The sequence below is a fragment of the Microbacterium xerophyticum genome (assembly GCF_053543555.1).
Window position 1 is genome coordinate 928284 of the sequence record NZ_JBLVOB010000006.1, and the last position, 13399, is coordinate 941682.

Consider the following 13399-nt stretch of genomic DNA (forward strand, 5'->3'; position numbering starts at 1 on the left):
CCTGCCCGCAGCCCGTGGCTGATTTCTCAGGGTTGCTATGTGCTCTGAGGAGTGAGACCACCGTCAATGAAGCGCCACGACTCCCCTTCCTGCCGCCGCCCCGCGGCGGATGAAGAACGACAGCAGGATCATAACCAAGCTGATGAAGGCGCCGACGACGAACGCGCTGTGAATTCCGGCGAGCTCGGCAGCGGCAGGCGCAGCTCCCGCGGACGCTTCCGCGGCCATGGTCGTAGACATCAGCGTGATGAACAAGGCGGTGCCGGCCGCACCAGCGACCTGTTGCAGAGTGTTCACGATCGCAGTGCCATGAGAGTACAGCCGGGGCGCCACGGATCCGAGCGCCGTGGTCATTAGTGGCGTCATCATGCACCCGAGGCCGACGTTGAGTGCGATGTGGATCGCCACGATGAACGCCGTTGTGGAGCTTTCTCCTAGGAAGGTCATCGCCCACAGGGCGACGCTGACGACGAGCGCTCCGGGGATCACGAGCGGGCGCGGGCCGTATCGGTCGAACAGTCGCCCGATGAACGGTGCGACGATTCCCATGATCACGGCTCCGGGGAGCAGGATCAGACCGGTTTCAAGGGCGCTGAGACCGATAACGTTCTGCAGATAGAGCGGCAGGAGGATGAGAGTGCCAAAGAGGGTTCCCATCGCGATCACAATGAGGATGAGTGGCAACCAGAAGGTGCGGCTGGCAAGCGGACGCAGGTCCATCAGCGCACGATCGCTGCGCTGGAGAACAATCTGCCGACTAACGAAGAGGGCGAGGGCGATCACGCCGGTGGCGAGCGAGACCGCCGGGTGAATGATCGTCTCGCCGGTGCTGGACTCGCCGATGCTGCTGAGGCCGAAGATCAGACCTCCGAACCCGAGCGCGGCAAGAATGATCGACGCGATGTCAAAGCGCACCCGCTCGGTAGGTCCCACGTTCTGCATGAATACCACGCCGAGGACGATCGCGATGGCGATGATCGGGAGCATGATGATGAACATCCACCGCCACGACAGCAGGTCGATGACGAGTCCGGACACGGTCGGCCCTACTGCGGGGGCAACCGCGATGACGACGGAGATCATCCCCATCATTCGTCCGCGGCGGTGAGCTGGCACGAACTCCAGCACGGTCGCGGTGAGAAGCGGCAGCATGAGTGCCGTGCCCGCCGCTTGCAGGATGCGAGCGAGCAACAGGATCGAGAAAACGGGTGCGGCGGCGGCAAGCGCGGTGCCGATGCTAAAGAGCACGAGGGCGGTGAAGTACACCTGACGCGTGGTCAACCGTTTCAGGATCAACCCGGTGGTCGGGATGATGATGCCGAGGGTGAGAAGGAATGCCGTCGTCAACCATTGCCCGGTGGCGGCGGTGATATCGAACTCCATCATGAGGCGCGGGAGTGCGACGCCCATGACGGTTTCGTTGAGCACAACGACGAATGTTGCGGCCAAGAGGAGGCTGATGGCGATCCGGACGGGGCGGGGCATTTTGTCCCCATCCGTCACGGAGTCGCGGGTGGGAATGCTATCGGTTTGAGATGCGGTCATGCGGTGCTGAACTCCTGAAGTGTGAGATTGGCTGGGGCGTCGCTCAGGCGACGTAAAGTGCTTTTCCGGTGAGTCGCCGCTCTGACATAGCAGTAAGCGCCTCGGGCACCTGTTCCAATGGGAACGTACGGTCGACCATCGAGCGCAGATCCCCGACGCTGAGGAGCGCCAGGAGTTCCGCCAGGTTGGTGCCCAGCCGTGCCCGGTCTCGGTCATTCCCGTGCGTGTATGCGGCGCCGAGCGCAATCTCGTGCGTCGACGGACCGATCGAGAACGCAGGCACCACGGAGATGTCTGGGCGCCCCGCTGTGGTTGCGATTCGTCCCCCGTAGCGGAGGAGTTCCGCGTTCGCGGTGGCGGAGGCGGTGCCGACCGTATCGAGGACAGCGTCGATGCCGACGTCGCCGGTGATCCTTCGAACTTCGCTCGGGATGTCCTGGGTTTGGAAGTCGAGGAATGTATCGGCACCGAGTGCATGGACTCGATCCGCGTTGCTGCCGGCGTCGGTGGCGATGACCCGAGCACCTCGGAGTTTCGCGAGTTGCAGAGCGTAGCCGCCCACACCGCCGGCCGCTCCCGTAATCAGAGCCACGTCGTCGCCCGTGACGTGTAGGCGATGGATCGCTTCCATCGCGGTGAGGCCCGCGGCGGGTAGTCCGGCGGCATCGATGAACGACACCGAATCGGGAATCTTCGCCGTCGCGAGCGCGGACACGACCGTCTGTTCCGCCAGCCCTCCGCGAGCACGAATGTCCGCGTGGGCGACGACCCGATCACCAACATGAAACTGTGTGACTCCGGGCCCGACCGCATCGACGACTCCGGCCGGGTCGAGCCCCAGCACGGCAGGCCACTCCCACTCGGAGACGCCATAGAGCGCGCGCTGGAAATCGGAAGGGTTGAGCCCACACGCCCGCACGCGGATGCGGACCTGCCCGCGGCCGGGTTCGGGGAGCGGAAGCTCGCCGATGCGCAAGGTGTCCGGTGTTCCGACCTGGTCAAGCAGCAGCGCCTTCATCGCCCGACCACCGTTCCCAGCGCGGGATCGACAAGGACTTTCACCGCATCCTCTCCATCCGCGAGGGCGTTCAGTGCCCCTTCGAGACCATCCAGGCCGACGATGCGGTCAATCAGTGGGGCGGCCGACAGCGATCCGTTCACCATCATCTGCATCACCGTGTGGAACTCGTGGTTGAGGTGGGCCAGCGAAGCGCGCACCGTCAGTTCTTTGGACAGCCACGTCAGTGGTGACACGCGGATGTCCGAAGTTGCCGCGCCGACAAGCATGATCGTCCCACCCGGGCGTGCCACCTCGGACGCGGACTTGAGTGCAGGCTCGTTGCCCACGCAGTCGAAGACGACATCGGCTCCGAGTCCACCTGTGCGGTCCATGATGACGACAGCCGAGTCCGAGGGGGATGCGGTGCCTGTTGCACCGAGGCGATGGGCGAGTTCCCTGCGGCGTTCGCGGGGTTCGATCACGATGACCTCGGCCGCTCCCGCGTGGGCGAGCATCTGAGTGACGAACAAACCTACCGGGCCTGCCCCAATCACCACGGTTCGTGTCCCTACCACCGATGGTGCCCGGCGGACGGCGTGCAGCGCAACAGCAGCAGGTTCGACGACAGCCGCGTCGTCATCAGCAAGTGCGGTCGGCACGGTGATCAGCGACTCGGCAGGCATCGCGATCCGTTCCGAGTATCCCCCGTGACTCGGGGTGAGGGGGTGCGTTCCAAACGCGAGCGACGAATACTCTGCGCAGCGTTCCCAGTTGCCGCGCAGACACATCGCACAATGGCCGCATGCGGCCGGTGTCCCGGCGACAACTCGATCCCCGATGCGCACGTTCGTGACGTCTGCGGCCACGTCGAGCACCTCGCCCACCCATTCATGACCGGAGAGGAACGCCGGATACTCCTCTCCATCGCGGAAAGCCGCGACATCCGAACCACAGATACCCGTGCGCCGGATCCGCACGACCGCAGTCCCCGACACGGCACCAGCCGGGATAGCGACGTCACGCATGTCCAGACGGCGGAGCCCAGTGATGATTCCTGCACGCATTCGAACTTCTCAACTCTCACTCGACAACAAAACTCCCGTCAGCCTGCCACCTTTTGACAGCGACTGTCAAGTTGCACGTGCTTGCCAAAGAAGCGCATAATGGAGGAGTCACTTTGGAGGTGGTAGCGTGCCAGATCACACCGCGCCGGATCTTCGCACCCGTCGGAAGACTGAATTGCGTCGCGAGCTCTCTCAGCTCGCGCTCGATCTCTACGCAAAGCGCGGGTACGAAGAGACCACCGTCGACGACATCGCGAACGCCGCGGGGATCTCACAGCGCACATTCTTCCGCCATTATCCGACGAAGGAAGAGACTGTTCTCTTCGAATCCGAATCCTTGGCACACGCCCTCGAAGAGGTGGATTTCGAGCGCATGTCCGCACTCGATGCCCTGACGACCGTGCAGGGGGTGTACCGCGACATGGCGGTGAGGCTGGATTCCAACGAGGACGAACGAAGCCGACAAGCGCAACGCCTTATTGCTACGAATCCGGCGTTGCGACAAGCTGCGTCCGCGCGGCATTCCGCGATCATGGACGGCACTCGACGCCGGCTCGCAGCGGCACTCGACGACGGGCTCATGGCCCGAATGGTCGTCGAGATTTCCACGGCCACCCTGCACGCAGCACTCGACGAATGGGCAGCACAACCGGACCCAGCCAAGATCCCTGCGGCCGCATTCTACGAGCGTGCTGCGCAATCACTCAAAGGGCTGTGGAACACTCCGTGACACTGGCCTGAGGGCAGCAAACAACCGCTTGCGCACTGCCCGAGCAGCACTCGAGCTCATGTCGCAAGCGATTGTCAGCCCTTGGGCCTATTAGGGCGCTACACTCCCGGCCGTCGCGTCTTCCCGTCGAATGGTGTCTGGTCCGGCCCGTTGCTGAATGCGAACCCGTTCGGCAGGTAGACGTCACTGCGCTCCACGTCTGCAGGTGTTGCCTTCGCGATGGCATACAGCGACTCGGAGATGCCTGCTCGGAGGATCTCGAGGGCCGTTTCGACGCCTCGTTCACCGTCGGCCGCGAGCGGGTACAGGTAGGCGCGTCCGATGAGAACTGCCTTCGCGCCGAGAGCGAGGGCTTTCACGACGTCCGAGCCGCGTCGAACTCCCCCGTCCATGAGGACTTCGATCTGGGTGCCAACAGCGTCTGCGATCTCGGGGAGGCAGCGGATGGAGGCAAGGGTGGGGGCGAAGTTGTTGCCGCCGTGGTTGGAGACGGAGATCGCGGCCGCACCGATGTCGATGGAGCGTTTGGCGTCGTCGACGTGGGTGATGCCTTTGATCATGACGGGCTGATCCCACTGCTGGCAGAACCACTCGAGGTCGGCCCACGTAGGAGGGGGCGTCTGGGTCCACAGCTTGAAACCGTCGTTGAAGAATGGGGCAGGATCGCTGGGCCGCAGTGTCACGTTGGGTACACGGAGCTGGGGCACGATGCCGTGCGGGAGCCAGCGCGCCACATAGCGTGGCTTCAGGAGCGCCTGCGGACCATACTTGAAGATCTCTTTGATGCCCATACGGTCAGGGATCAGTGCCTTGCGCCAGTCCGTGCGGTAGTTGTGCACGTAGTCGACCGAGAGGATGATCCCCTTGGACCCTGCGGCGCGTCCGCGCTCGGCGCGAGCGAGCATGTCTTCGCGGGTACCAGTCCAGTACAACTGCAGAAATGTGTTGTCGTTAGCGGCGGCAACGTCTTCGATCGAGCGGGACCCGTAGTTCGACAGTCCGATGGGGATACCGGCACGTTTCGACGCCCGCGCTGCGGCGACTTCGCCTTCAGGGTGCACCGCTTGAGCGCCGGCTGGCGCGATCATAATGGGCATGCTCGAGGGCTGCCCCATGATAGTGAGAGAGAGATCGCGGGCCGGGATGTCTGCGACACGAGGCTTGAATTTGATCTCTTGGAAGGCAGCGACGTTATCGATCGCTGCGACGCCGCTCTCTTTCGCCGCGTAGAGGCCTTCATAGATGGCTGCGGGGAGCCGCTTCTTTGCGAGGCGTTGCGCTTCGGCGATGCTGATGAACAGGGGGGTCCGTGCCATGCTGGCTGCTCCTTGATGGGTCTTCTCCTCGCGTGTAGTTTGACCCACGAGGTGAGCCTGGGTGACGAGTCGCGCGTGATCGTCACCCAGGCGCTGGAGTACTGGGTTACTTCGTTATGTTCTGTTCGGCGGCGACTTCGCGCACCGCGTTCGCGATCGTGACGTACGAGGGAGGCGGACCCATCTGCATGTGGTTGTGGGTGATCGCGACCGCAAGGCCCGTGTCGAGCTCCGCCCAGCCGATCGAGGAGCCGGCGCCGGGCATCCAGATGATCGGCGAATGAGGGGTGATGACCGGGATCATGCCGGGGGTTTCGTCGCTGAGGTAGTACCCGTACGCGGAGACGGGGACCTTCATGCCCAGATACATGTCGACGGTCTCGGTGTTCGGTCGTGGAGTGAGGAACTGCTCGACGTGCCCTTGGGAGAGGAGCCGCACTCCGTTCATTTCCCCCTTGTTCGCCAGGAGTGCCCAGTGGGCGGCCATGGATCGTGCGTTGGTGATGGATCCGGCGCCGGGGTCGACAGTGCGGCGGGTGATCTCCTGGTTGAAGATCTCACCCGAGGGGTGCACCGCGTGTGGCATCCCCCGGAAGAACATCGGATACGGGGTGCTCTCAGGGATGTCACCGCCGACGATGCGTGCAAGCCGGTGATCCTCTTCGGGACCGATACCGAAGTGCAGATCGGTCGCACCGATCGGGTCGAGGACTTCTTCCTTCGCGATCTGGGCGAAGGATCGCCCCTTGGGGTCGGTTCGCTGGATGATCTCCGCGATGATCCACCCCCACCCGAGAGCGTGGTAGCAGTTCGTGCCGACCGGGTACTCGGGGGTCATATCCTCGAAACCACGGATCATCCACTCCCAATCGGCTTTCAGCTCCGGGGTTACGCCTTCGGGCATCCACGGCACGCCGGACTGGTGAGTGAGGACATTGCGGACGGTGATGTGCTCTTTGCCGTTCTTTCCCCACTCCGGCCAATAAGTCACAATCGGCTCGTCGTAGTCGATGAACCCTCGCTCGGCTTGCACATGCAGCACCGTCGAGGTGACGCCCTTCGTTACCGAGAACGGGTAAAAGAGCGTGTCATCGGAGACCGGCTCCCCCGTCTCCGGGTTCGCGATCCCCCCGAAGGTATCGACGATGAGCTTCCCGTTGAGATACGCCGCAACCTGAATACCCACCTCAGTGGTATCGAGTGCCTCCTGGATCGCCGCCTCGATACGCGGATCGGTCAGTTTCGTTCCCTGTGCCGTCATTGCAGTCCCTTTCTTCGTCGAAAGACCGAATCATCACGTCGACGTGCGCTCGGCTGCCCACAGCCTAAACGCACATGAGACTGCATGTCTAGTGAAAAGACTGACGGTATATGCTGGGCAATGGACGCGTATCTCGCGTCGTCCGAGGTGCCCCCGATCAATGAAGAAGAGGTGGTCCACATGCAGGGTGTGGTTGTCGAAAACGGAAGAGTCGAACTCGCCAACGACTTGGAGGTACGCCCTCCAGGGCCGTCCGAGGTCCGCGTGAGAGTACTGGCATCGGGCCTGTGTCGCAGCGACCTGTTGCCGATCGATGAGCCCCAACCTGACGCGATGGTCCTCGGGCACGAGGCATCCGGGGTCATCGACGCCCTCGGCGCGCGCGTGTCCGGCCTGCAGGTCGGTCAACGCGTGGCAGTTTCATGCCCTCTGCCGTGCAACAGGTGTGAGGCGTGCGCGAAGGGTCACTTCACCGCGTGCCCCCAGAGCTTCGGCATCGGAGAGACCCCATTCTCACGGAAGGGCCAGCCGGTGCGCGCGCTCGCCCGCGTGTCCTCACTTGCCGAGTACATTGTGGTCGACGAGTTCCAGGCACATCCGGTGCACTCCCTCTCCCCCAACGCGGCCGCCCTTGTCGGCTGCGCCGTGAGCACCGGCTACGGGATGACCAAAAACGTGGTGGAACTAAAGACCGGGGAGATCGTCATCGTCTTTGGCGTGGGCGGGATCGGGATCAACAGTGTGCAGACAGCCCGAATGCTCGGCGCACATCGGATCATCGCGGTCGACATCAACAGCGACAAGGAAAGAACCGCCCACCAGTTCGGCGCCGATGATTTCGTGCAGATCCCACCCGGGTCAACCGCAGAGGACATCGTGCAGACCATACAGCGCGTCGCCGGAGAAGGAGCCGACGCGGTGATCGACTGCACCGGCCAATCGTCGGTGCTTGAGGCAGCCCAGTGGCTGTTAAAACCTGGAGGACGACTCGGGCTCGTCGGTATCCCCCACGATGGCGGGACCATGAACATCAATGTCAGCAATGCGATGTACCGTCACCTGACGATCCGCGGCGCACTCAACGGCGCATCCAACCCCTTCGTCGACATGGGCGATATCGTGCAACTCGCTGAGACACATCACCTCGAACTCGAGACCCAGGTGTCGCATACCTTCGCCCTCGAAGACTACGCCGACGCAATCGACGCCCTGCGAAAAGGCAAGGTTCTCAGAGCCGTCGTCGAGATGCCATCCGCGGCCCCCCCGAACCGATCGACACTTCCCACTCCGATCCGGAATGATGGGCACCGTGCCGCGTAAGATCGGGACGATGAAGCAGACAGTCACAGGCCTGCGAGCCGCGCAAAAAGCAATGACACGAGACCGGCTCGTCGACGCCATGCATGACTGTCTCGTCTCCCGCGGGTATGTCGGAACCACGATCGATGACATCACGTCGGAAGCAGGAGCCACGAGAGCCACGTTCTACCTCCACTTCTCATCCAAAGCAGAAGTCACTCGCGCCGTCTGGGAGAAGTTCGTCAACGAACCCACCAACGCACTGTGGGAAACTCTCGAGGGGCTTCTCGTACGGATCGAATCAGATCCGGCCGTGCTGCAGCGGGAGTGGTTCCCGCAGGTTCTCGATCATTGGCAACTGCGCGGAACGACGATTCGAGCGATCTTGCATGCGCAGATTGTTGAGCCGGCCCTCGGCGATCGATTGCTCACTACCCGGAACGATGTGGTTGACCTCATCGTGGGCGCACTCGCCCGCCACAGTGGCCGTTCGGAGGTTGCTTTGCGTATCAGGGCAATCGCAGCCTTCGAGGTTCAGACACAGGTCTTCATGGGCTGGATCGAAAACCAGGTACCTCACGAACCCGACTACGTTATTGAAGCACTCGCGGACGCCTGGGCAGCGCTCTTGCGTTGATGCGAGCGGATCGATTGCGGCTCAGCTGTTCTGTCTGGCGAGCTTGTGAACACGCGTCACTAAATCAGTCCTTAATGCGTCAACGTGGGCGCTGGTGGCTGTCACGGCAATCCCTACGATTCCCAGCGTGGAATTGGTTTGCTTACCGAGTATGCGAATTCCTGTGCCACCCGATCGCCGTGGCATGCGCGGCAGTGGCGCCACCCCTCCGTCCGAGACGCGGCTAACTAAAACTCCGCGGCCACGCCCTCAAATGCACGACAGCGAATCCCCAGGCCGAACGGTTGCCGCCCTCCTTAGATCGAGAGACACCACTCCGTGCCTTTGAGCGCCCGCACTCAAACATTCCATGCGGCCACGAATTCCCATGCGTTCGACCGCGTGACCTTCACAATTGTTCGAGCCGGCAGCGCGCAATTCTTCAGCGAACTCGGCACCCGATGTATCAAACTCGGTGATGTGGTCGTGCTTGCGGCGAACACACGCTGCAGTGCTGAACCCGAAGAATCGCTAACGGCGACGACCATATATCTCGCCCGCGACTATGTCATTGATCAAGTGTTCTGGCAACACGCCAAGCGTTTCAGGAACCGTCATGAGGCACACGTTTTTCTCCATGCGAATTACCCGGCACCGGTGCACGTCGTCCGGATTGGTAAGAATCGTGCAGAACTACTAATGCCCTGGTTGGACGAGCTCGCAGCTCTGAGCATTGATGGCTTGCAGGCGGAGCACTTCTACCGAGCGCAAGCGCTGCTCTCAAGAATCCTCGATGTCTTGACTCCGCACCTTACTGTCACCGATCAGCGGGCGACCTCAAGACCGCAGAACACGGTCAGACTGCCCGTGCCACGACACGGCGTGGTTCAACCGTTGCGTACCGAGGTTCGAAGGGTTGCCGACCAACTTGCTAATGAGTTGGATCGCCGTTGGTCGGTGCCTGAACTCGCGCGCGCGGTGCACCTGTCTCCATCTCAGTTACGACGAGCATTCGTGGCGTCATTCGGGAAGTCTCCGATCGCTTATCTGACGATGCTGCGGGCGGAACGGATGGCGCACTTACTCAAGGTCACCGACCTGCCAGTATCAGTCATTGCAACATCCGTGGGGTGGCGTGATCCCGATTTTGCGGCCCTTCAGTTTCGTCGGACTGTGGGCGTCACCCCGAGCGAGTATCGGCGGATCGACCGCAACAACCCGCCACCTCCGCACCCCGACTGAACGCGCATACACGCCGGGTGGAATGACCATCTTCGATTTCGGGAGCACCGTCGTTCCTGCTTCTGGGGTAGAGGTGGGCTGACCACGTCGGGTTCAGTGATGCACCTGACGGTCGCTCACTTTCTGTCCGTCGTCCGTCTCGATCGCGTTTCCTGAGTCCCCTCGCGCACCTCTTGGTCGCAGAGGTCACCCGCCGTGTGCGGGTACCTGCGGAAGGAGGACGACGATGGCAACCAGCGAAGAGGCGCGCGCGGCGCGGGATGCGAAGCTCGACGCCCTGCACGAACAGCTCACCGGCGCTGTGGAGTCGTTGGTGACCGGCGAGGACTGGAAACGAGCGTTGGAGTTCGCGGCCCGGTTCCGTGCCCGCTCGTTCAACAACACGCTGCTGATCTTCGTGCAGCATCAGGCGGCGTTCGAGGCAGGCCGGGTGCCGGGACCGGTACCGACGTACGTGGCGGGGTTCAAGCAGTGGCAGACGCTCGGCCGGCAAGTCTCAAAGGGCCAGTCGGGGTACATGATCCTCGCCCCGGTGACGGGCCGGTTCGCGTCGTTCACGCCGAAGGTAGCGGAGTCGTGGCGCCGGCTCGCCAGGTTCGAGAAACCGAAACCGGGTGAGGCGGTGCGCTCCCGCATGGTCGGCGTCCGCCCCGCCTACGTCTGGGATGCCTCCCAAACCACAGGCGACCCGATCCCCGCACCACCCTCCCCACGTTTACTCGAAGGCGAAGCCCCCGACGGGCTCAGGGAAGGCATCGCCCGCCTAGTCGAGTCGGAGGGGTTCACCGTCTTGCGGGTGCCACATGAGGGCATGATCCACGGCGCGAACGGCCTCACTGATTTCGGTGCGCGGACGGTGGCGGTGCGGGAGAACATGCCCGAGGCAGCACAGGTGAAAACGCTCGTGCACGAGCTCGCCCACGTCCTTCTGCATGGGCCGGACAATGCGGATGCGACGGGGCATCGCGGGATTGGTGAGGTGGAGGCGGATTCGGTGGCGTTGATGGTCGCCGCAGCGCACGGCATGGACACCAGCGACTACACAGTGCCTTATGTGTCGGGGTGGGCAGCAACGGTGCCGGAGAAGTCCACAGTCGAAGTCGTCCAAGCCACCGGCGAACGAGTCCGTAAAACCGCCGCCAGCATTCTCGACCAGCTCCCCACGACGCAGATCGGCAACGGCGACCCTCCCGGCCTCACCCGCGACACCCCAGCGAAAACACGCTCCGAGCCCGCGGTCGAGGCACCTGCTGATCCGTTAGCGGAGGAGTCACGCCGCGCGGTAGCGGCCTCGGTGAGGAGCCTGTGATGGATGCCATCGAGCTGTTCACCGAAGTCGGCGGGAGGCCGCTCTCGGAGGCAGCGGCGCGGTTCGCTGCGGCCGGTGTTCCAGTGTTTCCGTGTGTGCCGGGTGAGAAGCGCCCTTTGGTGCGCCGCGGCTTCCACGACGCGACTGCTGATCCATTGCAGGTTGCGGGGTGGTGGTCGAGGTGGCCGTCAGCGAACATCGGCATCCCCACCGGCACCGTGTCCGGGGTGGAGGTCGTCGATGTCGACGTGCATCCGACCGGCACCGGTTTCCCTGCCTTCCGTGAAGCACACCGTCACGGCCATGCGGCGGGGTGGGCGGCGCTCGTGCGTACCCCCTCCGGTGGATTGCACGCCTACTATCCGGCAGACCCTGACCGTGCGCAGTCGTCGTGGCAGGCAGCGCGGGCGCATGTCGATTTCCGGGCTGAGGGCGGCTACATCATCGCCCCGCCGTCGAAGGTGTTGCGCCCTGGCGGGGTGCGGGCACCGTACCGGCTCATCGTCGCGTCAGGCGACACCCCGGCGCCGGTGGATGCGACGAGGCTGCGCGACTTCCTTGACCCCCGCACCCCGATCCCTATCGACCGTTCGCGTGCTGCTCGGTTGGGGCGTCGGGGCTCGGATGCGAAAGTGCTCGCCGGTTGGGTGGCGGGGCGTGGTGAGGGCGAGCGGAACCGGGGCCTGTTCTGGGCCGCGTGCCGACTCGCAGAATCAGGCACCCCACCCGACGCAACCCTCGACGCCCTGGGACCCGCGGCAGAGCATGCGGGGCTCGGGTTGCGGGAGATCATGGCGACGATCCGCTCCGCCTACCGCACCACCCATACCACACCGCGAACCTCCATGGAGCCCGGAGCGGATGAGCGGCGTGTGGTGCGCGGATCACCAGGGCGGGTGATCTCATGAACCCCACCGAGACTGTTTCACCGCGGGGCCGCCGCTTGGCGGTAGCGACGGCGATCACGGGCACGGTGTTCATCGCAGCCGGCGCATTCTGGCTGTCCTTCACGGCGCTTGCTGATCTTGCGCGGCGGTCTGGGATCGATGCGGGTCAGGCGTGGGCATGGCCGTTGATCGTGGACGGCATCATCGTCGTCGCAACTGTCGCGGTCGTCGCCCTCGCCAGCCAGTCCCGTCCGACGTGGTACCCGTGGACGCTTCTCGCTGCGGGGGCGGTGGTGTCGGTGACGGCGAATGCAATCCACGCGATCATCGCCGCCGATACCGATGTCCCAGCGGTGCTTGCCGCGTCGGTTGCGGCGATCCCGCCGCTGGTGCTGCTGTCGATCACGCACCTCACCGTCATCCTCACCCGCCCCGCCACCACACCGGATGCAGACGTGATCGAGGAGATTCCGGCAGAGACGGTCGCCCCATCGCAGACGGTCGCCGTGTCAGTAGCGGACCCGACGCGAGCAGCGGAGATGCCAGTGGTGTCGGTGAGTGAGCGGCGGAAGGAAGCGACCCAGCTGCGGGAGGTGGAGGGGTGGTCGAACAAGCAGATCGCCCGGCACCTGGGCGTGCACCCTTCCACGGTCGGCCGCTGGTTCACCCCAGCCATCAGCAAGGAGGAGACCTCGTGAACGACGACACAGAGACGAACCGCACCGAGATGCCGGATGCACAGCCCGCGACTACCGAGGGTGCCGAGGCGGAGCGGTCGGCATTCGCGGTACACCGCGACCCCTCGCTCACCACCACCGCCGGGGATCGTTCTTCGCGGGTGGGGCGTGGGATCGCGTGGGTTCGGCCGACTGATCTGATCGCGTCGAGCACGGCCAAGTTCGCCGGCCACGGCGTGAACCTGCACACCGAGCTCGCCAATCGGGCCCGCCGCGCTCCCGGTCAGGTGTACCGAGCAGGCCGGACCCGTGCCCGTGACATCCGGGATCGCCGCGCTGAACGTCCTACTGCGGGGTCGGCGGTGTTCGAGTCGTTCGATGTGTTCGAGCCGCAGGATCGGCCGCGCTCGTCGTCTTGGGTGCGGCCGTCCGGGATCGGGCTGGGGTGAATCA

The 13399-nt window shown here is 63.9% G+C and carries 13 protein-coding genes; 8 read left to right on the forward strand and 5 right to left on the reverse strand.

Going from position 1 to position 13399, the window contains the following annotated elements:
* Window positions 1-63 precede the first annotated feature (63 nt).
* The 3 genes from ACNPNP_RS11165 to ACNPNP_RS11175 are packed head-to-tail and all read right to left on the reverse strand — an operon-like array spanning window position 64 to window position 3609.
* A complete protein-coding gene (locus ACNPNP_RS11165) occupies window positions 64-1545 on the reverse strand; it encodes an MDR family MFS transporter (RefSeq protein WP_448966171.1) in 1482 nt (493 codons plus the stop codon).
* 43 nt (window positions 1546-1588) lie between these two features.
* Entirely contained in the window at window positions 1589-2563 is a 975-nt protein-coding gene (locus ACNPNP_RS11170; RefSeq protein WP_448966083.1) for a zinc-binding dehydrogenase, read from the reverse strand.
* Entirely contained in the window at window positions 2560-3609 is a 1050-nt protein-coding gene (locus ACNPNP_RS11175) for a zinc-dependent alcohol dehydrogenase (protein WP_448966084.1), read from the reverse strand. The genes ACNPNP_RS11170 and ACNPNP_RS11175 overlap by 4 nt, the downstream gene beginning before the upstream one ends.
* Before the next feature lie 127 nt (window positions 3610-3736).
* Between ACNPNP_RS11175 and ACNPNP_RS11180 the strand changes: the two genes are divergently transcribed.
* Complete coding sequence (locus tag ACNPNP_RS11180) at window positions 3737-4339, forward strand: TetR/AcrR family transcriptional regulator (RefSeq protein WP_448966085.1); 603 nt, start codon at window positions 3737-3739, stop codon at window positions 4337-4339.
* Window positions 4340-4437: 98 nt separating this feature from the next.
* Here ACNPNP_RS11180 and mftD read toward each other — a convergent pair whose 3' ends face one another.
* Both mftD and ACNPNP_RS11190 read right to left on the reverse strand, forming a co-directional pair.
* Entirely contained in the window at window positions 4438-5655 is a 1218-nt protein-coding gene (gene mftD / locus ACNPNP_RS11185; protein WP_448966086.1) for a pre-mycofactocin synthase MftD, read from the reverse strand.
* Window positions 5656-5761: 106 nt separating this feature from the next.
* Window positions 5762-6916: a serine hydrolase domain-containing protein gene (locus ACNPNP_RS11190; RefSeq protein WP_448966087.1), complete on the reverse strand. Its 1155-nt coding sequence runs from the start codon at window positions 6914-6916 to the stop codon at window positions 5762-5764.
* A gap of 120 nt (window positions 6917-7036) precedes the next feature.
* Here ACNPNP_RS11190 and ACNPNP_RS11195 point away from each other — a divergent pair, with 120 nt between their 5' ends.
* The 7 genes from ACNPNP_RS11195 to ACNPNP_RS11225 all read left to right on the forward strand — a co-directional run bounded on the left by ACNPNP_RS11195 (window position 7037) and on the right by ACNPNP_RS11225 (window position 13395).
* Window positions 7037-8236 carry a zinc-binding dehydrogenase gene (locus ACNPNP_RS11195; RefSeq protein WP_448966088.1) on the forward strand — a complete coding sequence of 400 codons (1200 nt, stop codon included), beginning with the start codon at window positions 7037-7039 and terminating at the stop codon, window positions 8234-8236.
* A 10-nt stretch (window positions 8237-8246) separates the two neighbouring features.
* On the forward strand, window positions 8247-8852 hold the full coding sequence (locus ACNPNP_RS11200; protein WP_448966089.1) for a TetR/AcrR family transcriptional regulator: 606 nt from the start codon (window positions 8247-8249) through the stop codon (window positions 8850-8852).
* A gap of 318 nt (window positions 8853-9170) precedes the next feature.
* Window positions 9171-10073 (forward strand): helix-turn-helix domain-containing protein, encoded by a 903-nt coding sequence (locus tag ACNPNP_RS11205; protein ID WP_448966090.1) that lies wholly within the window; start codon window positions 9171-9173, stop codon window positions 10071-10073.
* Between the two features lie 226 nt (window positions 10074-10299).
* On the forward strand, window positions 10300-11382 hold the full coding sequence (locus tag ACNPNP_RS11210; protein WP_448966091.1) for an ArdC-like ssDNA-binding domain-containing protein: 1083 nt from the start codon (window positions 10300-10302) through the stop codon (window positions 11380-11382).
* Window positions 11382-12290 (forward strand): bifunctional DNA primase/polymerase, encoded by a 909-nt coding sequence (locus tag ACNPNP_RS11215; protein WP_448966092.1) that lies wholly within the window; start codon window positions 11382-11384, stop codon window positions 12288-12290. Before ACNPNP_RS11210 ends, ACNPNP_RS11215 begins: the two co-directional genes overlap by 1 nt.
* Window positions 12287-12967, forward strand: a complete 681-nt coding sequence (locus ACNPNP_RS11220) for a DUF2637 domain-containing protein (RefSeq protein ID WP_448966093.1) — start codon at window positions 12287-12289, stop codon at window positions 12965-12967. The genes ACNPNP_RS11215 and ACNPNP_RS11220 overlap by 4 nt, the downstream gene beginning before the upstream one ends.
* The gene (locus tag ACNPNP_RS11225) at window positions 12964-13395 is read left to right on the forward strand and encodes a hypothetical protein (RefSeq protein WP_448966094.1); all 432 of its coding nucleotides are present in this window, start codon (window positions 12964-12966) and stop codon (window positions 13393-13395) included. Before ACNPNP_RS11220 ends, ACNPNP_RS11225 begins: the two co-directional genes overlap by 4 nt.
* Window positions 13396-13399: the final 4 nt, after the last annotated feature.

Coding starts and splice junctions, on each gene's coding strand:
- ACNPNP_RS11165 (WP_448966171.1), bottom strand. CDS start 1,545: ATGACCGCATCTCAAACCGATAGCATTCCCACCCGCGACTCCGTGACG.
- ACNPNP_RS11170 (WP_448966083.1), bottom strand. CDS start 2,563: ATGAAGGCGCTGCTGCTTGACCAGGTCGGAACACCGGACACCTTGCGC.
- ACNPNP_RS11175 (WP_448966084.1), bottom strand. CDS start 3,609: ATGCGTGCAGGAATCATCACTGGGCTCCGCCGTCTGGACATGCGTGAC.
- mftD (WP_448966086.1), bottom strand. CDS start 5,655: ATGGCACGGACCCCCCTGTTCATCAGCATCGCCGAAGCGCAACGCCTC.
- ACNPNP_RS11190 (WP_448966087.1), bottom strand. CDS start 6,916: ATGACGGCACAGGGAACGAAACTGACCGATCCGCGTATCGAGGCGGCG.
- ACNPNP_RS11195 (WP_448966088.1), top strand. CDS start 7,037: ATGGACGCGTATCTCGCGTCGTCCGAGGTGCCCCCGATCAATGAAGAA.
- ACNPNP_RS11200 (WP_448966089.1), top strand. CDS start 8,247: ATGAAGCAGACAGTCACAGGCCTGCGAGCCGCGCAAAAAGCAATGACA.
- ACNPNP_RS11210 (WP_448966091.1), top strand. CDS start 10,300: ATGGCAACCAGCGAAGAGGCGCGCGCGGCGCGGGATGCGAAGCTCGAC.
- ACNPNP_RS11215 (WP_448966092.1), top strand. CDS start 11,382: ATGGATGCCATCGAGCTGTTCACCGAAGTCGGCGGGAGGCCGCTCTCG.
- ACNPNP_RS11220 (WP_448966093.1), top strand. CDS start 12,287: ATGAACCCCACCGAGACTGTTTCACCGCGGGGCCGCCGCTTGGCGGTA.